We start from the raw sequence: 21,515 nt of genomic DNA, 5'->3' as shown, positions 1-21,515 counted from the left end.
AAAATGCCGGGTGGCGCTATGCTTACCCGGCCTACTTATACTGCGGGGAGGGTTGAATCACCCGCGTGTGCTCAACACGTCTTTCTCATACGCCCGCACGTTCTCCAGCCACTGACTGCCTGTTGGTACGTCGTTGCGCTGACAGTACATTTCCCACACGGCCTGCCACGGCAGCGATTTCTGCTCTTCCAGCAGCGCCAGGCGGGCCGTGTAGTCACCTTCCTGCTCCAGCTGTTTCAGTGCTTCAGTGGGCTCCAGCAGGGCACGAAGCAGCGCTTTCTTCATGTTGCGGGTGCCGATAACCCACGCTGCGATTCGGTTGATGGAGGCGTCAAAGAAGTCGAGGCCAATATGAACGCGGTCGAACAGGTCGTGGCGAACGATCTCGCTGGCAATGGCCTGCGTTTCGTCATCCAGCAACACCACATGGTCGCTGTCCCAGCGCACCGGACGGCTGACGTGCAGCAGCAGGCGCGGCACGTAGAGCATGGCGGCAGAAATTTTGTCGGAGATGACCTCCGTCGGGTGGAAGTGCCCGGCATCCAGACACAGGGCAGTCTGGCGGCTGGTGGCGTAACCCATATAGAACTCGTTCGAGCCGACGGTATAACTCTCCGCGCCAATGCCGAACAGCTTGCTCTCCACGGCATCAATATGGTGCGCCGGGTTAAGCTTCTCGCTAATGGCTTCATCCAGTGCAGCCAGCAGGCGCTGGCGCGGGGCGAGGCGGTCAATGGTGACGTCCTTCATGCCGTCCGGGATCCAGATATTCATCACCGACGGGGTACCAAGCTGTTCACCAAACCAGGCTGAAACGCGGCGGCAGGCCTTAACGTGGTCGATCCAGAACTGACGGATCTCGTGACTGGGATGGGCGAGGGTAAAGCCGTCAGCGCTGAGCGGGTGCGAGAAGCAGGACGGGTTGAAGTCCAGGCCCAGACCGTTGGCTTTTGCCCACGCCACCCAGTTTTTAAAGTGTTTCGGCTGGATTTCATTACGCGCGACCGGTTCGTCGGATTCCAGATAAATCGCGTGCAGGTTCAGGCGCTTCGGACCGGGTATCAGGCTGAGCGCCAGCGTCAGATCGGCGCGCAGTTCGGTGGCGTTGCGCGCTTTCCCGGGATAGTTACCGGTTGCCTGAATACCCCCCGTCAGGGAACCGCCTGGGTTTTCGAAGCCGGCGACGTCATCGCCCTGCCAGCAATGCATGGAGACCGGCAGACGGTCGAGCTGACGCAGTGCCGCTTCGACATCCACGCCGACGGCGGCGAAACGCTGTTTAGCCAGGTTCCAGGCTTGTTCAAGTTGAGTGGTCATGCGCAAAGCTCCTTAGTCAGTCGGTTTTGCTGAAACTGCGCCCGGTAGCGGGCAATTTCATGGCAGGGATCGGGAAGGAACGTGGTCAGGCTGCCGCTGGCGGTGACTACCGAGCGGAAATCGTCCACGCTGGCCAGTTCGTCAAGGGTCATCAGCTGAATGCCGATATTGCCGAGCGTGGAGGCCTCGACCGGGCCCGCCACCACGGTGATGCCGCAGGCATCGGCACAAAGCTGGTTTAACAGCGCGTTCTGGCAACCGCCGCCAACAATATGCAGCGTGTCGAACGGTCTGCCGCGAAGGCTGGCCAGCTCGCTCAGCACATCCGCATAAAGCAGGGCAAGGCTGTCAAAAATACAGCGCGCCAGTTCGGCCGGGCTTGATGGTACAGGCTGTCCGGCCTCGCGGCAGGCGGCCTGGATCTCGGTGCTCATGTGCGCCGGATTGATAAAGCGATCGTCATTGGGATGAATCAGGAACGTACAGGCTTTGCGCTTTTCGGTGTCGGCGATAAGCCCGGGCAGATCGGTAATTTTCTGCTCCTTAAGCACCCGCTGGAGCAGCCACAACCCCATAATGTTCTTTAACACCCGATAGCGCCCTTCGGCCCCGCCTTCGTTGGTGATATTTGCGGCCATTGCCTCCTCGCTGACGTAAGGCGTTTTGCTTTCAAAGCCCATCAGCGACCAGGTGCCGGAAGAGAGATAGGCGGCATCTTTACCGCAAAGCGGTGAGGCAATAACCGCGCTGGCGGTATCGTGGCTCGCCACGGCAACGACCGGGATCGCATTCCCCTGCGGACACACCCACTGGCCGATGACGTTGCCGGGATGGGTCGGCGTACCGAACCACGCCGGGGATGCGCCCGTCCAGGCCAGCAGGTGCTCATCCCAGTTATCCGAGTTGATGTTGACCAGCTGGGTGGTGGTGGCGTTGGTATATTCCCAGTTCATGTTGCCGGTCAGGCGATAGCTCAGGTAGTCCGGGATCAGCAGCACATGGGCAACGTCTGCTGCCAGCCCTGGCTGCTGCTCGACCAGCGCGCGCAGCTGATAAAGCGTGTTAAACGGCAGAAACTGTATGCCGCTGCGCCCGTAGATATCATCCTTACCGAGCCGGGCGATGGCGTGCGCCATCAGGCCATCCGTGCGGCTGTCGCGGTAGGAGACGGGCAGGCCAACGCGAGCGCCGCTGCTGTCCAGCAAGACATAATCGACGCCCCAGGTATCTATGCCGATGCTGTCGATGAGGATCCCGCTATCGCAGACTTTTTTGAGCCCGGTACGGATCTCCGTCTCAAGTTCATCAATGTTCCAGGTATCAAAGCCGTCCTGTTTTTGCAGGCAGTTCGCAAAACGATGCATCTCGCGAAGGGAAAGGGTGTGCTGGTCGCAGTCCCAGGTGGCGAGCATTACACGGCCGCTGGATGCGCCTAAATCCACAGCGACACAATGGCGAAAGGTCATGGTCGGATCCTTTTTGAAATCATTAGCGCTGAGTGTAAAAAAGGGGCGAAAAGACCACCTTCTCGCCACTGACAGTCCGCAACCCGTGCTGGCAAGAAAGCAAAGATGAACGTGAGGGGGTTCACACTTTTCCGCGAAGGCGCGCCGTTCAGCCACTGTGACGTTGACCGCAATTCCGGATCTTTCCCGCTTATTCTTGAAAAACAGGCAGGTTTTGCGGCGTTTGCTGTCGAAAATTTAAGGTGAGGGTGAGAGGCCTTATTTACTATTTTGAGAACATTTCTCATTGGTGGGGGGCGTTATGACCGTACTGCACAGCGTGGACTTTTTTCCGGCGGATGGCTCGCCTGTGGCGATAGAGCCGCGGCTGCCGCAGGCGGCTTTCCCGGAGCATCATCATGATTTTCATGAAATCGTGATTGTTGAGCATGGCACGGGCATCCATGTCTTTAACGGTCAGCCCTACACCATCAGCGGCGGCACAGTCTGCTTTGTGCGCGACCACGATCGGCATCTGTATGAGCATACCGACAACCTGTGCCTGACGAACGTGCTCTATCGATCCCCGGACGCGTTCCAGTTTCTCGCGGGGCTTCATCAGCTACTGCCGCAGGAGAAGGAAGGACATTATCCGTCGCACTGGCGCGTGAATCAGGCCACGCTGCAGCAGGTTCGCCAGATTTTGCTCCAGATGGAGCAGAGTCAGGACGGACAGGAGATGCATGCGCTCGCCACGCGCGAGATGTTGTTTATGCAGCTGCTGGTGGCGTTGCGCCGCAGTAACCCGGTGGAGGGGGAGAGCAGCGAAGCCCGCCTGAACCAGCTGATGGCCTGGCTGGAGGAACATTTTGCCGAGGATATCTGCTGGGAAATGCTGGCGAGTCATTTTTCACTCTCCCTGCGCACCCTGCACCGCCAGCTTAAGCAGCGAACCGGGCAGACGCCCCAGCGTTACCTTAACCGACTGCGGCTGATAAAAGCGCGCCACCTGCTTCGCCACAGTGATGAAAGCGTCACGGATATCGCTTATCGCTGCGGTTTCGGCGACAGTAACCACTTTTCGACGCTGTTTCGTCGGGAGTTCAGCTGGTCTCCGCGTGATATTCGCCAGGGGAGGGACACCTCACTACAGTAACGCGAGCCCAGTCAACGTTTTGCTGCCGTAAAGCGGGTAATAATGTCAGGTTTTCGCCGTTGAGGTGGTGATGTGGCCGCACCGTTAATTCTTCGCAAAGATGACTTTTTTGCCTCCGCTGAACAAGCTGTTGCGGTGGCGGATCGCTATCCGCAAAACGTCTTTGCTGAACACACGCACGAATTTTATGAGCTGGTGCTGGTGTGGCGCGGCAACGGTCTGCACATTCTCAACGATCGGCCTTACCGCATTACCCGGGGGGATCTGTTTTACATTCGTGCCGAAGATAAACACGCCTACGCCTCGGTGAATGACCTGGTTTTACAGAACGTTATCTACTGCCCCGATCGGCTCAGCCTTAACGTTGACTGGGCAGCATGCATTCCCGGCTTCAACGGTGCGAAAGGCTCGCCGCACTGGCGTTTAAGCAGCAGCGGCATGACTGCCATCCGTCAGGCCATTTCCCTCCTTGAACAGGAGAGCTATAAAACCGATCCGCTGGCTAACCCGATGGCGGAGATCCTCTTCGCACAGCTGGTGATGATGCTTAAACGGCATCGCTACGAGACGGATAACCCCTCCGCCACGCAGCAGGAGACCCTGCTCGATAAGCTGATTGCCACGCTGGCGGCCAGCCTGAATAAAAGCTTTGTTCTGGAAAAGTTCTGCGAGCAGGAGCAGTGCAGCGAACGTGCCCTGCGTCAGCAGTTCCGTACCCAGACGGGCATGACGGTAAATCACTATTTGCGCCAGCTGCGCATTTGCCACGCCCAGTATTTGCTCCAGCATACAGAGTTCATGGTCAGTGACGTGGCAATGCGCTGCGGCTTTGAGGACAGTAACTACTTTTCGGTGGTCTTTAATCGCGAGGTAGGGATGACGCCGGTGCAATGGCGTCATCACAGTCGCAGGGCGGCGTAATCAGTTCGCCATACCGAGGCCGACAATGTTGGCCGCAATGATAATCACCACGCAGCCCAGGCTCAGAACGCCCACCGGTCGGCGTCCGGCATTGTTCCACTCCCTCAAGATGAGACCCACCAGTCCGCCGCACAGCACGTAGAAGCTCATGTGTAGCATCCAGCTCATATAGTCATATTGTGCCGGGATGCTGGCGTGTCCCCAGGCGTAGAAAAAGAACTGCAGGTACCACATCAGTCCGCCGAGCGCCGAAAGCAGTACGTTGGTGATGATGACCCGTTTTGCCAGTGAGAAGTCGGCTTTTAGCGACAAACTCTCAACTTTTGCCAGACGAATTACGCAATAGCCGAGGTTAACCAGTGCGCCGCCGCCCATGATCACCACGTAGCTGGGCAGCGCCACGTACAGCGGGTCGACGCCCAGCGCGGCGGCCGCCTCGTGCATCGGTTTGGCGGCGTTCATGGCAAACGACATTCCGGCGGAGAAGATGCCGCACATTACCGCCAGCAGCAGACCCTTTTTCAGGTTAAAGTCCTCGGCTTTAATGCCCATCTTGCGCTCTTTCAACTGGCCCGCGCGGGTCACTATTCCGACGCCAATAACCGCTACCAGCACGCCCAGCAGCGTCATTCTGCCGCCTTCGGTATTCAGTAACACGTCGAGGTTACCGTTGAGGATGGGCGTCATCAGAGTGCCGACAATCAGCGTGATGCCAATCGCGATGCCGATCCCCATCGACATGCCGAGATAGCGCATGGTGAGGCCATAGTTAATATTGCCGATGCCCCACATGGCACCAAACAGAAACACTGGCAGCAGAGTGGAGGCGTTAAAAGAGGAGAAGTAGCCCCAGAAATCCGGGAGTAGCATGGCGCTGATGGCCCAGGGAAGCAGGATCCAGGAGACCACACCGCCAACCGACCACATGGTTTCCCATGACCACTGCCTGACTTTTTTAAACGGAGCATAGAAGCAGGCTGCACTGGCCGCACCTATCAAATGCCAGAAAATACCCATCGTAATCGCATGATTCATGTTTACGTCCTCATCGTTTTTATCGGTCAATGGCATCCCACCGACCCGATGAGTGTAAAAATTAAGCAGAACGACCACCTTCGGGAGGCTGCCGCACTTTGGTTTTAAATGGCAATCAACGCGTTAAGCGCGTGAGCAGATTCACATTTTCACGCTTCATCAGAAAAGGAATGACCTTACAAAAACTACGGCATTGATAATCATTTTCAATATCATTTAATTAACTATAATGAACCAACTGCTTACGCGGCATTAACAGCTGTGCCGCCCGACAATAATGGAGAGGATTATGAGTTATACACTGCCATCCCTGCCGTATGCCTACGACGCACTGGAACCGCATTTCGACAAGCAGACGATGGAAATCCATCACACTAAACACCACCAGACCTATGTGAACAACGCGAATGCTGCGCTGGAAAGCCTGCCAGAGTTCGCTAACCTGTCTGCTGAAGAACTGATCACTAAACTGGACCAGCTGCCAGCGGACAAGAAAACCGTTCTGCGTAACAACGCGGGCGGCCACGCTAACCACAGCCTGTTCTGGAAAGGCCTGAAAACCGGTACCACCCTGCAGGGCGACCTGAAAGCGGCTATCGAGCGTGACTTCGGCTCCGTTGACAACTTCAAAGCGGAATTCGAAAAAGCCGCTGCAACCCGTTTCGGCTCTGGCTGGGCGTGGCTGGTTCTGAAAGGTGACAAACTGGCGGTGGTTTCCACTGCTAACCAGGACTCCCCGCTGATGGGTGAAGCGATCTCTGGCGCATCCGGCTTCCCGATCCTGGGTCTGGACGTGTGGGAACACGCTTACTACCTGAAGTTCCAGAACCGTCGCCCTGACTACATCAAAGCGTTCTGGGATGTGGTGAACTGGGACGAAGCAGCAGCGCGTTTCGCCGCTAAAAAATAAGGTTGCATTGACGCCTGTGAGAAGCGAGTCTGATGACTCGCTTTTTTTGTATCTGCGTAATGGAGGCAGCGATGCATTACCCGGTGAATGTGTTTACAGGCAAGGTAAGGGAGTACGACGGCAGCCGCCCGAGCGCCATCGCGAAAGTGCAGGTTGACGGTGAACTGACCTTAACCGACCTTGGGCTGGCAGGCGATGAGCAGGCCGAAAAGAAAATCCACGGCGGGCCGGATCGCGCGCTGTGTCACTATCCTCGCGAGCACTATCAGCACTGGAAAACCGAATTTCCTGACCAGGCGGACCTCTTCGTCGCGCCTGCATTTGGTGAGAATCTCTCGACGGAAGGGCTGACGGAAAAGAACGTGTTTATCGGCGATATTTATCGCTGGGGCGACGCCCTGATTCAGGTGACGCAGCCTCGCTCGCCGTGCTTCAAGCTCAACTACCACTTCGGCATTCAGGATATGTCGGCCCAGCTGCAAAGCGCGGGTAAAACCGGCTGGCTGTACCGTGTGGTGCTGGCCGGGCAGGTTTCGGCGGATGCGCCGCTTGAGCTGGCTTCGCGCCTGAGCGACGTGTCGGTGTATGACGCCTGCGCCATCGCCTGGCATATGCCGTTTGATGATGAACAATATCATCGGTTGCTGTCTGCGGCGGGGTTATCGACCAGCTGGACCAGAACAATGCAGAAGCGGCGGTTAAGCAACAAGATCGAAGATAATTCGCGGAGATTGTGGGGAAAATAGTGCTCCGCAGAAAGTAGGCCGGGTAAGGCGAAGCCGCCACCCGGCACATACAGTTATGAACGCTTATACAACGGCAGCCACAGCGTTAACCGCAACCCGCCCAGCGGGCTGTCGTCAGCTTTCACCCAGCCGCGATGCTGTTGCATGGCGGTTTCAACAATTGCCAGACCCAAACCTGTACCGCCGGATTCACGGTCGCGCGCTTCGTCAGTACGGTAGAACGGACGGAAAATCTGCTCCCGATCTTCAGGGCTGACGCCAGGACCGTCGTCATCCACGATAACGGTGATCCCGTCTTTATCTACCGAGAACGCCACCTCAATCTTGGTATGCGAGTAGCGCAGAGCGTTACGCACAATATTCTCCAGCGCGCTTTCCAGCGTGTTGGGGTTGCCGTACAGCGGCCATGGACCCGGCGGGAAGTTGACGGTGAACGATTTGCCCATCTGTTCCGCTTCGAACGCCGCGTTGTCCAGCACCTCATGCCACAGGTGATTGGCTTTCACCGTTTCGCTGACCAGCGCGTTTTTCTGCTGGTTGCGTGACATCACCAGCAGGTCATTAATCATGCTGTCCAGGCGGTGAGCTTCCGTTTCAATACGTTCCAGCTCTTTACTTTCCCCACTGCGGCGGCGCAACAGCGCGGTGCCAAGCTGCAAACGCGTAAGCGGGGTGCGCAGCTCGTGCGAGATGTCCGATAGCAGACGCTGCTGTGCGGTCATCATTCGATCGAGCGCGCTGACCATCTGGTTAAAACTGGTCCCGGCGGCAAGGAATTCCTGTGGCCCCGCTTCCAGCTCAGGGTGTTGTCGCAGGTTACCCTGCGCCACTTCATCGGCGGCGTTTTTCAGCTTACGTGCGGGTTTTGCCAGACTCCACGCCAGCCATAACAGCAGCGGCGAGCTGACCAGCATGGTAACAATCAGCAGCAGGAGCGGACGGTCAAACAGCAGGTTGATGAAATCGGACTGGGAACTGCTCGCAGGGCGAATCAAATAGAGCTGGTAATTGTCTTCCCCATCGCGTACCGAGAAAGGACCCACCATCTCTACCCGACCATATTTCTTTTTCTGTGGGTGATCGGCATTATCCGCCTGGCCAATAAAGTTACGGATAATCTGCATTTCATTGCGATCGGCCCCAATGACGCGGCCTTCGCTGGTGACCAGCAAAAGGCGTTGCCCGGGCGGCGCCCACTTGTCGATAGCGCGAAACAGCCTGCGCCACCACATCAAATCGTTCGGCGGATCGTTTGCCAGCTCCGCTTCAACATGCTGCTCGATCATCACGCCCTGACGTTGCTCGCTGTCAAGAAGCTCCGTCATCTGGCGTGAGTCGAGTTTTGGCAACATCAACACGAGCATTAAAACCAGGGCCAGCGTCAGCCAGAAGATGGCAAAGATGCGGGCGGTTAAGCTGCCTATCATGAAGCGGAAACCATCAGATAGCCGCGACCACGCAGGGTTTTAAACCATGGGTGACCGTCTTTACGCTCCGGCAGCTTGCGGCGCAAGTTAGAGATGTGCATGTCGATGGCGCGGTCAAACGGGGTAAGACGTTTGCCCAGCACTTCCTGACTCAGGTGTTCACGCGATACCACCTGGCCGAGGTGCTGCGCCAGCAGATAAAGCAGGGTGAACTCTGTGCCGGTCAACTCCAGGGTCTGACCGTCGAAGCTCGCTTCCTGACGACCTGGGTTCAGGCTCAGGGAGTCCACTTCCAGCGTGGGTGAGCTGTTGTCGGTATTCTGCTGCTGCTCGCTCCAGTGGGAACGGCGCAGGATAGCGCGAATACGGGCCACCAGTTCACGATCGTTGAACGGTTTCGGTAAATAGTCATCCGCACCCAGCTCAAGGCCGAGAACGCGGTCAAGTTCGCTGCCGCGGGCGGTCAGCATGATAACGGGGGTCTGGTGTGTCTGGCGAAGCTCTTTCAGCGTATCAATACCGTTTTTCTTCGGCATCATGACGTCGAGCAAAAGTAAATCGATGCTGTCGTCAAGGAGACTCAGCGCCTGCTCGCCATCATGGGCAACCAGGACGTTGAAACCTTCCATGTCGAGCAACTCCTTTAAAAGGGATGTGAGCTCTCGGTCATCATCAACTAACAGGATTTTATTCATTGTTTAAATACCTCCGAGGCAGAAATTACGACATCAAGGCTATCTAATCCATGACTTTACGTTGTTTTACACCCCCTGACGCATGTTTGCAGCCTGAATCGTAGACTGTCTCTCGTTGAATCGCGACACGAAAGATTTTGGGAGCAAGTGATGCGCAAAGTTACCGCTGCCGTCATGGCCTCAACGCTGGCGTTCAGTGCGTTTAGCCAGGCCGCTGTAGCTATCAACGGCGATACCGGTCCCTCACCAGAGGGCGCAACGCAGCTCAGTAGCCAAAGCCATATGTTTGACGGCATAAGTTTAACCGAACATCAGCGTCAACAGATGCGAGATCTGATGCAGAGGGCACGACACGACCAGCCCCCTGTTAATGTTAGCGAAATGGAGACAATGCATCGCCTTGTCACCGCAGAAAATTTTGACGAAAGCGCTGTACGCGCTCAGGCCGAAAAAATGGCACAGGAACAGGTTGCCCGCCAGGTAGAGATGGCGAAGGTCCGTAACCAGATGTTCCACCTGCTAACGCCCGAGCAGCAAGCGGTTTTGAACACCCGACATCAGCAACGAATGGACCAGTTGCGTGAGGTTGCACGGATGCAGCGAAGCCTGGATGCGACGCTTTTCAGTAGCAATAGCAGTACCCGTAGTAACCAGTAAACCCTGTTTTCCTTGCCATAGACACCATCCCTGTCTTCCCCCACATGATGTGGGGTTTTTTTTTGCCCCGCATTCTGATTTGTTAACCGTTTATTCATCCTCCGTCCCCCTATGCTTCCGTTATACTAGCGGCAAGACATGACAGGAGCGTTTATGAATCAATCCTATGGAAGGCTGGTAAGCCGGGCCGCTATTGCGGCAACCGTTGTGGCGTCTGGCCTGTTACTGATTAAAATCTTTGCCTGGTGGTATACCGGTTCGGTCAGTATTCTGGCGGCGCTGGTGGATTCGCTAATGGATATTGCCGCCTCGCTGACCAACCTGCTGGTGGTGCGCTATTCACTGCAGCCCGCGGATGAAGAGCACACGTTTGGGCACGGTAAAGCGGAGTCGCTGGCCGCGCTGGCGCAAAGCATGTTTATTTCCGGTTCTGCACTGTTCCTGTTTTTGACCGGCATTCAGCATCTCGTCTCGCCGACACCTATGAACGATCCCGGTGTGGGCGTAGTGGTGACGGTCGTTGCACTTATAAGCACACTTGTTCTGGTAACGTTCCAGCGCTGGGTGGTTCGCAAAACGCAAAGCCAGGCTGTACGGGCGGATATGCTTCATTATCAATCTGATGTTATGATGAATGGGGCAATTCTTATTGCGCTGGGCCTGGCCTGGTATGGCTGGCACCGGGCCGATGCGCTATTTGCGTTAGGTATCGGCATCTATATTTTGTATAGCGCCTTACGGATGGGGTATGACGCGGTGCAATCGTTGCTTGACCGAGCCCTTCCGGACGCAGAACGCAATGAAATTTTTTCTCTTGTGACCTCCTGGCCTGGCGTCAGCGGTGCACACGATCTTCGAACGCGGCAGTCAGGGCCGACCCGCTTTATTCAGATTCATATTGAAATGGAAGACAACCTGCCACTGGTACAGGCTCACGTGATTGCTGAGCAGGTCGAGCAGGCAATTTTGCAGCGTTTTCCTGGTTCAGACGTCATTATTCACCAGGATCCCTGCTCGGTTGTACCCGGACACGTGGGGCTTTCGTAATTGGTTGTAAAAAAGTGAGCCAGGCCAGCATTTTGTGTATAAATTACCGCCATTTGGTCTGACCTGAATCAATTCAGCTGGAAGGGATTGATATACTATTTGCAGTATTCGTTGGTCGATAAGTTTCTTCCGGCAACAGATTTCAATTTTGCATTCCTAAGTTCAGAGGTAGTCATGATTAAGAAAATCGGTGTGTTGACAAGCGGCGGTGATGCGCCGGGCATGAACGCGGCAATTCGTGGTGTTGTCCGTGCAGCGCTGACGGAAGGTCTGGAAGTTTTTGGTATCTATGATGGTTACCTGGGTCTGTATGAAGATCGTATGGTTCAGCTCGACCGTTACAGCGTGTCCGACATGATTAACCGTGGCGGTACCTTCCTTGGGTCTGCGCGCTTCCCGGAATTCCGTGACGAACACATCCGTGAAGTGGCTATCGAGAACATGAAAAAACGCGGTCTGGACGCGCTGGTGGTTATCGGCGGTGACGGCTCTTACATGGGTGCAAAACGTCTGACCGAAATGGGCTTCCCGTGCATCGGTCTGCCGGGCACCATCGACAACGACATCAAAGGTACTGACTACACTATCGGCTTCTTTACTGCACTGGGTACCGTTGTTGAAGCGATCGACCGTCTGCGCGATACCTCGTCTTCTCACCAGCGTATCTCTATCGTTGAAGTGATGGGGCGTTACTGCGGTGACCTGACCCTGGCCGCGGCGATTGCCGGTGGTTGTGAGTTCGTGGTGGTTCCGGAAGTGGAATTCAGCCGTGAAGATCTGGTCGCTGAAATCAAAGCCGGCATCGCGAAAGGTAAAAAACACGCGATCGTGGCTATCACCGAGCACATCTGTGACGTTGACGAGCTGGCGAAGTACATCGAAGCCGAAACCAAGCGCGAAACCCGCGCGACCGTACTGGGTCACATCCAGCGTGGCGGTTCCCCTGGCCCTTACGACCGCATTCTGGCGTCCCGTATGGGCGCGTACGCTATCGATCTGCTGCTGCAGGGTCACGGCGGCCGTTGCGTCGGTATTCAGAACGAAAAACTGGTTCACCATGACATCATCGACGCGATTGAAAACATGAAGCGTCCGTTCAAAGGTGACTGGCTGGACTGCGCGAAAAAACTGTACTGATCGGCTCTGTTGCCCGGTGGCAAGGTAAATGCAAAACGGTAACCCTTGGGTTACCGTTTTTTATGTTTGCTCCCTCTCCCGTGGGAGAGGGTTGGGGTGAGGGCATCTGGCTGCTCACATTCTTCTTTTTATTCCTCTACGTTATAGCCAATCTTTTTTTATTCTTTAATCATCGAATCGCTTTCTGGCACGCTGCATTCATCAAAACACTACACAAGAGAGCCGGGCGATGAATAAATGGGGCGTGGGTTTAACATTATTGCTGGCATCGACCAGCGTTCTGGCGAAGGATATCCAGTTACTGAACGTGTCTTACGACCCGACGCGTGAGCTGTACGAGCAGTACAACAAAGCATTTGCGGCGCACTGGAAACAGGAAACTGGCGACAATGTCGTGGTTCGCCAGTCTCACGGCGGCTCCGGTAAACAGGCGACCTCCGTCATCAACGGTATCGAAGCCGACGTGGTGACCCTGGCGCTGGCCTACGATGTCGACGCCATTGCCGAGCGTGGTCGTATCGACAAAAACTGGATCAAACGCCTGCCGGATAACTCTGCGCCATACACCTCGACCATCGTCTTCCTGGTACGTAAAGGCAACCCGAAACAGATTAAAGACTGGAACGACCTGGTAAAACCGGGCGTGTCAGTGATTACACCAAACCCGAAAAGCTCCGGCGGCGCTCGCTGGAACTACCTGGCGGCCTGGGGTTACGCGCTGCATCACAACAACGGTGACCAGGCCAAAGCGCAGGAGTTCGTGAAAGCGCTGTACAAAAACGTTGAGGTGCTGGACTCCGGCGCGCGTGGCGCCACCAACACCTTCGTCGAGCGCGGTATCGGCGACGTGCTGATCGCATGGGAAAACGAAGCCCTGCTGGCCACCCACGAGCTGGGCAAAGACAAGTTCGAGATTGTGACCCCAGGCGAGTCTATTCTTGCCGAGCCGACTGTTTCCGTGGTCGACAAAGTGGTTGATAAGAAAGGGACAAAAGCGGTGGCGGAAGCCTACCTGAAATATCTCTACTCGCCTGAAGGCCAGGAAATTGCGGCGAAAAACTACTATCGTCCACGCGATGCGGCTGTTGCGAAGAAATATGAAGGGGAATTCCCGAAACTGAAGCTCTTCACCATTGATGATGTGTTCGGCGGCTGGACGAAAGCGCAGAAAGAGCACTTCTCTAATGGCGGCACCTTCGACCAGATTAGCCAGCGCTAAGCGTTATCAAACGGCACGGTGACCCGGTGTGAGAAATCCACCGGGTTTTTTATTTGGTCATCATTTTGCGTTACTCTTTCGCCTCTATCGAAAACAGGGAACGCGTTGTGAAAAAAATTATCTTATTGATCCTTATTATCATCGCCCTTGCCGCTGGCGGCGTGTACTGGATAAAAGCGGGTAATCCGAATGCGTTGCGTCATATCGTTCTCGACCAGTGCCTGCCTAATCAACTGCAACACCGTAACCCGGCACCCTGCGCACAGGTGAAGCCTGATGCGGGCTATGTCGTATTTAAAGACCGCAACGGGCCGTTGCAGTATCTGCTGATGCCGACATACCGCATTAATGGAACCGAAAGCCCGCTCCTGACCGAGCCTCACACGCCAAATTTCTTCTGGCTTGCGTGGCAGTCGCGCAGCTTTATGACCCTGAAGCGGGGATCTGAGGTGCCTGACAGCGCCATTTCACTGACGATTAACTCGCCGACTGGCCGTACGCAGAACCATTTCCATATTCATATCTCCTGTCTGCGCCCGGACGTACGTGAGAAACTCAATGCGGCACAGGGCGACATCAGCACCCAGTGGCTACCTCTACCCGGTGGGCTGGAGGGGCACGAGTATCTTGCCCGACGGGTAACGGAGAATGAACTGGTCCAGCGCAGCCCGTTTATGATGCTGGCGGAAGAGCTACCCGAAGCGCGCGACCACATGGGGCGCTTTGCGCTGGCGATGGCGCAGCAGTCGGATGGTTCGTTTGTTTTGCTGGCGACCGAGCGAAACCTGCTCATGCTTAACCGCGCCTCGGCTGAGGAATTGCAGGATCATCAATGTACTATCCTGAAGTGACCCCACCATAAATAGCGTTTACTCGTCCTGCCTGTCGCCGTAGACTTGCTGAAAAAATCTACAGGAGACAGGTATGTCGCTCTGGTTATCTCATCCTCTGCTGCTGCCTTCGTTGATTGTTGGCGTCACCATCGTGCTATGGGCGACGTCGCTATTGCCAGAATTTATCACCGCGCTGCTGTTTTTCACGGCAGCGATGGCCGCCAGAATCGCCCCGCCGGAAGTCATTTTCGGCGGCTTTGCCTCGTCGGCTTTCTGGCTGGTATTCAGCGGTTTTGTACTGGGGGTGGCGATCCGTAAAACCGGTCTGGCTGACAGGGCCGCCCGGGCGCTGTCAGCAAAGCTTACCGATTCCTGGATATTGATGGTTGCGAGTGTGGTGCTGCTGAGCTATGCGTTGGCGTTTGTGATGCCGTCGAATATGGGGCGTATTGCGCTGCTGATGCCGATTGTTGCGGCGATGGCGAAACGTGCCGGCATCCCTGACGGTTCCCGCGCCTGGTTTGGTCTGGCGCTGGCTGTGGGGTTCGGCACTTTCCAGCTCTCGGCAACTATCCTGCCTGCTAACGTCCCTAACCTGGTGATGAGCGGTGCGGCGGAAGGCTCGTACGGCATCCACCTGAACTATGTTCCGTATCTGCTGCTGCACACCCCAGTGCTGGGCATTCTCAAAGGACTGATCCTGATTGGCCTCATCTGCTGGTTATTCCCCGGCAGCCCAAAACCGCCGAAGGATCTGGCGCCATCTGAACCCATGGGGCAGGATGAAAAGCGCCTCGCCTGGCTGCTGGCGGTGGTGCTGGTGATGTGGGTCACGGAGAGCTGGCATGGTATTGGGCCGGCATGGACTGGGCTGGCGGCGTCCGTCATCGTTATGCTGCCGCGCGTTGGTTTTATCACCGGGGAAGAGTTTTCTGCGGGGGTGAATATGCGTACCTGTCTCTATGTGGCAGGTATTCTTGGGCTAGCCATCGTGGTGACGCAAACCGGTATCGGTACGGCGGTGGGCGAAGCGTTGCTCCGCATTATGCCGCTGGACGCAGACAAACCGTTCACCAGTTTCCTGGCGCTGACCGGTATCACCACCGCGCTCAACTTCATTATGACTGCCAACGGCGTTCCGGCGCTGTATACCACCCTGGCACAGAGCTTCTCAGATGCCACCGGCTTCCCGCTGCTGTCGGTGATTATGATTCAGGTACTGGGTTATTCCACGCCGCTGCTGCCGTATCAGGCGTCGCCGATTGTTGTGGCGATGGGGCTAGGGAAGGTGCCTGCAAAGGCGGGGATGATGCTCTGTCTGGCGCTGGCCGTTGCGACGTATCTGGTGCTGCTGCCGCTGGATTATCTGTGGTTTAGCTTGCTGGGGAAAGTGTAGTCCGCCCAACCCTCTCCCGAAGGGAGAGGGAGGAGAAGAGCGTAGGGCGGGTTAGCGAAGCGCCACCCGCCGCAAAGGCAATTACGCCTGTTTAGCCGCTTCTGCCGCTTTAACGATCACCGCGAAAGCGTCAGCTTTCAGGGATGCACCGCCAACCAGCGCGCCATCGATGTCTGGCTGGGTGAACAGCTCAGCAGCGTTGGAAGCGTTTACGGAACCGCCGTACTGGATAATCACTTGCTCAGCCACTTTCGCATCGGCTTTAGCAATGTGGTCACGGATGAATTTGTGCACGGCCTGAGCCTGCGCTGGCGTTGCAGATTTGCCGGTACCGATCGCCCAGACTGGCTCGTAAGCAATGACTGCACCTTCGAACGCTGCTGCGCCCTGCGTTTTCAGAACCGCGTCGATCTGACGTGCGCACACTTCTTCGGTTTTGCCCGCTTCGTTTTCTGCTTCGGTTTCACCGATGCACAGAACCGGGATCAGACCCTGCTCTTTCAGCACAGCGAATTTCTTCGCGATGAACTCGTCGGATTCTTTGTGGTAGGTGCGACGCTCTGAGTGGCCGATGATGATGTATTTTGCGCCGATATCTTTCAGCATTTCAGCGGAAGTTTCACCGGTGAACGCGCCAGACAGGTTAACGTCAACGTTCTGTGCACCCAGAATGATGTGGCTGCCGTCAGCGGCGCGTTTAGCCAGATCCAGGTACATATCCGGCGGAGCGATAGCAACCGCGCAGCCCGTTACGCCAGCCAGCTCTTTACGCAGGTTCGCAACCAGTTCGTTTACCATGTGGCGGCTGCCGTTCAGTTTCCAGTTACCCATCACTAAAGGATGTCGCATTTCAATTCTCCACGCTAAATAAGCGAATTAAGGAATATGGCCGCCCTGTCGGGCAGCATGGTCTGTGAATCAGTATAGAGATTTTCCCTCGAAAGGCTTTGCTTTTTGTCATTAATTCGCCCCGCCGAGGGTGTCAGATAGCGCCAGCTTAATCGGTTCAACTGCGAAGGTCAGTCCTTTTTCGCCGTTATCCGCCACCACATAGCGAATTGCCCCTTCAGTTGTGGCGTAGTACCGCTTGTTTTTACCCGCGGCCAGCAGCTTTTGCAGCTTTTGCTGGCTTTGCTTTTTCGTCAGCGCGGGCGTAAACGCCTGTAATACCGCGCTCATGTACTCCTGCGCCTTCGTTTTTGCCGCTTTCTGCTCTGGGCCCTGGATCGGTAGCCAGGTGATTTGCATGCTTTTGATTTTTAACGTCCCACGCTCCAGCGCCGTGGAGGCATACAAGTTTTCGTTTATCTTGCTCGCCGCGCGGGTCAGGGTTGGGGTATCACGAGAGCTATCAATCGCGCGAAACTCATCCAGCGGCAACGTAGGGTTGGTCTGATTGAAGGTTTCACGAAACTGACTGATGGATTGATCGAACGACGGCGCGCCTGCCAGCAAATAGGGTGCTGTGGTAGGGGCCGACGTGTCGGCGGCGTGCAGCGGAAAACCCGCGCCAAGCATTGCTATACACAGGAAGAGAGTGTGTGCCGAACTTTTCATCAACATTGCCCCTGGCCGTAAGTGCTCATGATTAAAACGATATCTGCCCGGCTTGTCAAAAGGTCACAACTCCAGGGTAAAATGCGGACTAAATGATAATAAGGAACCTTACATGACCATACAGCAGTGGCTGTTTTCATTCAAAGGGCGTATCGGACGCCGTGATTTCTGGGTCTGGATGGTGACGTGGGTTGTCGCCATGCTGCTTCTGTTTTTCGTTGCGTACAATGCCTGGTTGAGCACGCAAACGGCGGCTTTTGCGCTGGTCTGTTTGCTGTGGCCAACGGCGGCCGTGGTGGTGAAGCGTCTTCACGATCGTGGCCGTTCCGGCGCGTGGGCCTTTCTGATTATTCTGGCGTGGATGCTGGTCGCAGGGAACTGGGGGATGCTGCCGTCCATTCTTCCCTGGGTGGTGGGCAGACTGCTGCCGTCCGTTATCTTCGTGATGATGATTGTCGATCTGGGCGCGTTTATCGGCACCCAGAGCGAAAATAAATACGGTAAAGACACCCTTGAGGTGAAGTACCGCTGATCACCAGTAGTGTTCGGCGGTCATATGACCCGGTCGGCGGCGAAGATGTTTCGTCATCTGCCGGGTATCCTTCAGAAGCTGTTGCGTATCCCGAACCATCTGCGGGTTACCACACAGCATGACGTGGCTGGTATCGGCAGTCATCGGCAAACCCACTGCGTTTTCCAGCACACCACTCTCAATTAACGCCGGCACGCGACCGGTCAGCGTACCTGCTACGGTTTCGCGGCTGACGACGGTCTGAATTTTCAGCTTCCCGCCATATCGCTGTTCCAGCGCCTGCATCTGCGGCAAGTAGCTCAGGTCTGCGGCGTAGCGCGCAGCATGCACCAGCACGATGTTTTTAAAGCGCTCAAGGTCTTTGCCATATTGCAGAATGGAGAGGTAGGGGCCAATGGCCGTGCCGGTTGCCAGCATCCAGAGCGTGTCACAATCAGGGATCTCTTCGAGTACAAAGAAACCTGCTGCTTCACTCACAATTTGCACATCGTCGCCGGGCTTAAGGGCGGCAAGGCGCGGGCTGAGTTTGCCGTCCGGGACGGTCACCAGATAGAACTCAAGATCCGGATTATCCGGCGCGTTAACGTAAGAGTAGGCGCGCTGCACGCGTTCGCCGTCGACATCCAGCCCCAGCTTCGCAAATTGTCCGGCCTTAAACGGGTGAACGGGAGCATGCAGGGTGAGACTAAATAGCGCATCGGTCCAGAACTCTATCTTTGTGACTTTACCTGTTACCCAGTCCGCCATGATCTTCTCCTGTGCTGTTTCTCTGTTCTATCTTCCGTACTTGTGGGAAACATTTCCAGCCCCTTCGGGCCGGAAAGCTCTATCGATCAAACGGTTTTACAGAATGTGCGTCTGTACGTCCGGGTCTTTACGATCGAGATAGTGGATGGACTGAATGCGGCGAATGGTGCGCGATTTACCGCGGATCAGCAGCGTTTCGGTGGTCGCCATATTGCCCTTGCGGGTGATGCCGTCCAGCAGGTCACCTTTGGTGATGCCGGTGGCGGAGAAGACAACGTTGTCGCTGCGTGCCATTTCATTCAGCGCGAGAACCTTATTGGCTTCGATACCCATTGCTTCGCAGCGCGCCAGCTCGTTTTCACCGATACGGCGGTTCTCGTCGCTGTCGCCTTTCACCTCATGGCGGGGCAGCAGGCGCGCCTGCATATCGCCGTCCAGCGCGCGGATCACCGCCGCCGAGACCACGCCCTCCGGCGCACCGCCGATGCCGTACAGCACGTCTACTTCGCTGTCCGGCATGCAGGTCAGAATTGAGGCGGCAACATCGCCATCCGGAATGGCAAACACGCGCACGCCGAGCTTTTGCATCTGCGCGATGGTGGCGTCGTGGCGCGGTTTTGCCAGAATCGTCACGGTCAGTTCACTCAGGGATTTGCCCAGGGCTCTGGCGATGTTGCGCAGGTTCTCTTCCAGCGGCAGGCTGAGGTCGATTGCGCCCTTCGCAGCAGGACCGACTATCAGCTTTTCCATGTACATATCCGGCGCGTTAAGGAAGCAGCCTTTATCGCCCACGGCCAGAACCGCAAGCGCGTTGGCCTGACCCATCGCCGTCATGCGGGTGCCTTCAATCGGGTCTACGGCGATATCCACCGCATCCCCTTTGCCGGTACCGACTTTTTCACCGATATAGAGCATTGGCGCTTCGTCGATCTCGCCTTCGCCGATGACGATAGTGCCGTCGATGTTGACCTGGTTAAGTACAATGCGCATGGCATGGACAGCAGCACCGTCCGCGGTATTTTTGTCGCCACGCCCCAGCCATTTATAGCCTGCGAGGGCGGCCGCTTCGGTGACGCGGGAAAACTCGATAGCAAGTTCACGTTTCATGAGGTACTCGTGCAATCAAAAGGAATTGCACGAAGTTTATCACAGAGTGGGGAGGGGAGAGGGGACCGGTGCTGTCTGGGCCCCTCACCCTCTCCTCATGGGAGAGGGAATATAGGATTACTCGTCGTGCTCTTCCCACGCCAGGGCGCGCTTCACTGCTTTCTTCCAGCCGCTGTAGCGGAAGTTGCGCTCGGTGGTTTCGATGCCCGGGCGGAACTCGCGCTCGATAACCGCTTTTTCCTGCAGCTCGTCCAGGTTCTGCCAGAAGCCTACCGCCAGACCGGCAAGATACGCCGCACCCAGCGCCGTGACTTCACGCACTTCAGGGCGCTCAACGCGGGTACCCAGAATGTCGGACTGGAACTGCATCAGGAAGTTATTCGCTACCGCGCCGCCGTCCACGCGCAGGGCGTGCAGACGAATGCCGGAGTCTGCCTGCATCGCTTCCAGCACGTCGCGCGTCTGGTAGGCAATGGATTCCAGGGTGGCGCGAATAATGTGGTTCGAGTTCACACCACGCGTCAGACCGAAAATCGCACCGCGTGCATAGGGATCCCAGTACGGTGCGCCCAGGCCGGTGAACGCTGGCACCACGTACACACCGTTGGTGTCCTTCACTTTGGTCGCAAAGTATTCGGAGTCGAAGGCATCGCTAATCAGCTTCATCTCGTCACGCAGCCACTGAATAGATGCACCCGCCATAAACACCGCACCTTCCAGGGCGTAGTTCACTTCACCGCGAGGGCCGCAGGCGATGGTGGTCAGCAGGCCGTTTTCTGATTTCACCGCTTTCTCACCGGTATTCATCAGCATAAAGCAGCCGGTGCCGTAGGTGTTCTTCGCCATCCCTTCTTTGACGCACAGCTGGCCGAACAGTGCCGCCTGCTGGTCACCGGCGATACCGGCGATAGGAATACGGGTGCCGCCTTTACCGCCAATGTTGGTCTGACCGTAGACTTCTGAAGACTTGCGCACTTCAGGCAGCATCGCGCGTGGGATATCCAGCGCGTCCAGCATCTTGTCATCCCACTCCAGGGTGTTGATGTTGAACAGCATGGTACGCGAGGCGTTGGTGTAGTCGGTGACGTGAACGCGTCCCTGGGTCATCTTCCAGATAAGCCAGGTATCAACGGTCCCGAACAGCAGCTCGCCGCGTTTTGCACGCTCGCGTGAACCTTCCACGTGGTCGAGGATCCACTTCACTTTGGTGCCGGAGAAGTACGGGTCAACCACCAGACCGGTGGCGCTGCGCACGTACTCTTCCATCCCGTCACGCTTCAGCTGTTCACAGATTTCTGAAGTACGGCGGCACTGCCAGACAATAGCGTTGTAGATAGGCTTACCGGTTTCGCGTTCCCAGACAATCGTCGTTTCACGCTGGTTGGTAATACCGATAGCGGCAATCTCGTCGGAACTGATATCGGCTTTCGCCAGTACTTCAACCAGCGTTGAGCTTTGTGAAGCCCAGATCTCCATTGGGTCATGTTCTACCCAGCCTGGACGAGGGTAAATTTGCTCAAATTCACGTTGAGACACGCTGACAATGTTCGCGTCATGATCCATTACGACAGCGCGGGAGCTGGTAGTGCCCTGGTCGAGCGCAACGATATATTTTTTTTCGGTCATGGTAT

The 21,515-nt window shown here is 56.2% G+C and carries 21 protein-coding genes; 11 read left to right on the top strand and 10 right to left on the bottom strand.

Translation table 11 applies throughout. The features are described from left to right. Window positions 1-57: 57 nt before the first annotated feature. Complete coding sequence (gene rhaA, locus AAER43_RS22475; protein ID WP_014885724.1) at window positions 58-1,317, bottom strand: L-rhamnose isomerase; 1,260 nt, start codon at window positions 1,315-1,317, stop codon at window positions 58-60. Further along, entirely contained in the window at window positions 1,314-2,783 is a 1,470-nt protein-coding gene (gene rhaB, locus AAER43_RS22470) for a rhamnulokinase (protein WP_014885723.1), read from the bottom strand. Before rhaB ends, rhaA begins: the two co-directional genes overlap by 4 nt. Before the next feature lie 301 nt (window positions 2,784-3,084). Here rhaB and rhaS point away from each other — a divergent pair, with 301 nt between their 5' ends. After that, window positions 3,085-3,918, top strand: coding sequence for an HTH-type transcriptional activator RhaS (gene rhaS / locus AAER43_RS22465; RefSeq protein ID WP_050862892.1), 834 nt, complete (start codon window positions 3,085-3,087; stop codon window positions 3,916-3,918). A gap of 72 nt (window positions 3,919-3,990) precedes the next feature. Beyond that, window positions 3,991-4,839, top strand: a complete 849-nt coding sequence (gene rhaR, locus AAER43_RS22460) for an HTH-type transcriptional activator RhaR (protein ID WP_023336471.1) — start codon at window positions 3,991-3,993, stop codon at window positions 4,837-4,839. On the opposite strand, the gene rhaT is transcribed toward rhaR, so the two are convergent. Beyond that, complete coding sequence (rhaT, locus tag AAER43_RS22455) at window positions 4,840-5,874, bottom strand: L-rhamnose/proton symporter RhaT (RefSeq protein WP_014885719.1); 1,035 nt, start codon at window positions 5,872-5,874, stop codon at window positions 4,840-4,842. It lies immediately after the preceding gene. A 289-nt stretch (window positions 5,875-6,163) separates the two neighbouring features. Here rhaT and sodA point away from each other — a divergent pair, with 289 nt between their 5' ends. Further along, on the top strand, window positions 6,164-6,784 hold the full coding sequence (sodA, locus tag AAER43_RS22450) for a superoxide dismutase [Mn] (protein ID WP_004203668.1): 621 nt from the start codon (window positions 6,164-6,166) through the stop codon (window positions 6,782-6,784). A gap of 71 nt (window positions 6,785-6,855) precedes the next feature. After that, window positions 6,856-7,530: a 6-hydroxyaminopurine reductase gene (gene yiiM, locus AAER43_RS22445; protein WP_014885718.1), complete on the top strand. Its 675-nt coding sequence runs from the start codon at window positions 6,856-6,858 to the stop codon at window positions 7,528-7,530. 53 nt (window positions 7,531-7,583) lie between these two features. Here yiiM and cpxA read toward each other — a convergent pair whose 3' ends face one another. Both cpxA and cpxR read right to left on the bottom strand, forming a co-directional pair. Next, window positions 7,584-8,957: an envelope stress sensor histidine kinase CpxA gene (cpxA, locus tag AAER43_RS22440; protein ID WP_014885717.1), complete on the bottom strand. Its 1,374-nt coding sequence runs from the start codon at window positions 8,955-8,957 to the stop codon at window positions 7,584-7,586. Next, a complete protein-coding gene (cpxR, locus tag AAER43_RS22435; protein WP_006179159.1) occupies window positions 8,954-9,652 on the bottom strand; it encodes an envelope stress response regulator transcription factor CpxR in 699 nt (232 codons plus the stop codon). The genes cpxA and cpxR overlap by 4 nt, the downstream gene beginning before the upstream one ends. Window positions 9,653-9,802: 150 nt before the next feature. Here cpxR and cpxP point away from each other — a divergent pair, with 150 nt between their 5' ends. The 6 genes from cpxP to AAER43_RS22405 all read left to right on the top strand — a co-directional run bounded on the left by cpxP (window position 9,803) and on the right by AAER43_RS22405 (window position 15,941). After that, window positions 9,803-10,309 (top strand): cell-envelope stress modulator CpxP, encoded by a 507-nt coding sequence (gene cpxP, locus AAER43_RS22430; protein WP_023331606.1) that lies wholly within the window; start codon window positions 9,803-9,805, stop codon window positions 10,307-10,309. Window positions 10,310-10,462: 153 nt separating this feature from the next. Next, window positions 10,463-11,356, top strand: coding sequence for a CDF family cation-efflux transporter FieF (gene fieF, locus AAER43_RS22425; RefSeq protein WP_014885715.1), 894 nt, complete (start codon window positions 10,463-10,465; stop codon window positions 11,354-11,356). A 174-nt stretch (window positions 11,357-11,530) separates the two neighbouring features. Beyond that, window positions 11,531-12,493, top strand: coding sequence for a 6-phosphofructokinase (gene pfkA / locus AAER43_RS22420; RefSeq protein WP_014885714.1), 963 nt, complete (start codon window positions 11,531-11,533; stop codon window positions 12,491-12,493). Between the two features lie 229 nt (window positions 12,494-12,722). Beyond that, window positions 12,723-13,712 (top strand): sulfate ABC transporter substrate-binding protein, encoded by a 990-nt coding sequence (locus AAER43_RS22415; RefSeq protein WP_014885713.1) that lies wholly within the window; start codon window positions 12,723-12,725, stop codon window positions 13,710-13,712. Between the two features lie 107 nt (window positions 13,713-13,819). Further along, on the top strand, window positions 13,820-14,563 hold the full coding sequence (locus AAER43_RS22410) for a CDP-diacylglycerol diphosphatase (protein ID WP_014885712.1): 744 nt from the start codon (window positions 13,820-13,822) through the stop codon (window positions 14,561-14,563). Between the two features lie 73 nt (window positions 14,564-14,636). Next, the gene (locus tag AAER43_RS22405) at window positions 14,637-15,941 is read left to right on the top strand and encodes an SLC13 family permease (RefSeq protein ID WP_014885711.1); all 1,305 of its coding nucleotides are present in this window, start codon (window positions 14,637-14,639) and stop codon (window positions 15,939-15,941) included. Window positions 15,942-16,022: 81 nt separating this feature from the next. Here the strand turns inward: AAER43_RS22405 and tpiA are convergent, their stop codons facing one another. Beyond that, on the bottom strand, window positions 16,023-16,790 hold the full coding sequence (tpiA, locus tag AAER43_RS22400) for a triose-phosphate isomerase (RefSeq protein WP_003862019.1): 768 nt from the start codon (window positions 16,788-16,790) through the stop codon (window positions 16,023-16,025). A gap of 111 nt (window positions 16,791-16,901) precedes the next feature. Continuing rightward, window positions 16,902-17,498: a DUF1454 family protein gene (locus AAER43_RS22395; RefSeq protein ID WP_014885710.1), complete on the bottom strand. Its 597-nt coding sequence runs from the start codon at window positions 17,496-17,498 to the stop codon at window positions 16,902-16,904. Between the two features lie 112 nt (window positions 17,499-17,610). On the opposite strand from AAER43_RS22395, the gene AAER43_RS22390 reads away from it, so the two are divergent. Then, on the top strand, window positions 17,611-18,030 hold the full coding sequence (locus AAER43_RS22390; protein WP_023331602.1) for a DUF805 domain-containing protein: 420 nt from the start codon (window positions 17,611-17,613) through the stop codon (window positions 18,028-18,030). Here the strand turns inward: AAER43_RS22390 and fpr are convergent, their stop codons facing one another. The 3 genes from fpr to glpK all read right to left on the bottom strand — a co-directional run bounded on the left by fpr (window position 18,031) and on the right by glpK (window position 21,510). Beyond that, the gene (gene fpr / locus AAER43_RS22385) at window positions 18,031-18,777 is read right to left on the bottom strand and encodes a ferredoxin--NADP(+) reductase (protein WP_014885708.1); all 747 of its coding nucleotides are present in this window, start codon (window positions 18,775-18,777) and stop codon (window positions 18,031-18,033) included. Window positions 18,778-18,873: 96 nt separating this feature from the next. Continuing rightward, complete coding sequence (glpX, locus tag AAER43_RS22380; RefSeq protein ID WP_050862893.1) at window positions 18,874-19,884, bottom strand: class II fructose-bisphosphatase; 1,011 nt, start codon at window positions 19,882-19,884, stop codon at window positions 18,874-18,876. A gap of 117 nt (window positions 19,885-20,001) precedes the next feature. Next, window positions 20,002-21,510: a glycerol kinase GlpK gene (glpK, locus tag AAER43_RS22375; protein ID WP_014885706.1), complete on the bottom strand. Its 1,509-nt coding sequence runs from the start codon at window positions 21,508-21,510 to the stop codon at window positions 20,002-20,004. Window positions 21,511-21,515: the final 5 nt, after the last annotated feature.

The sequence above is a fragment of the Enterobacter sp. FUJ80071 genome (genome assembly GCF_038739915.1).
GTDB lineage: Bacteria > Pseudomonadota > Gammaproteobacteria > Enterobacterales > Enterobacteriaceae > Enterobacter > Enterobacter kobei.
Note: the sequence above shows the minus strand (reverse complement) of the source record. Positions and strands in the feature narration are given on the sequence as shown.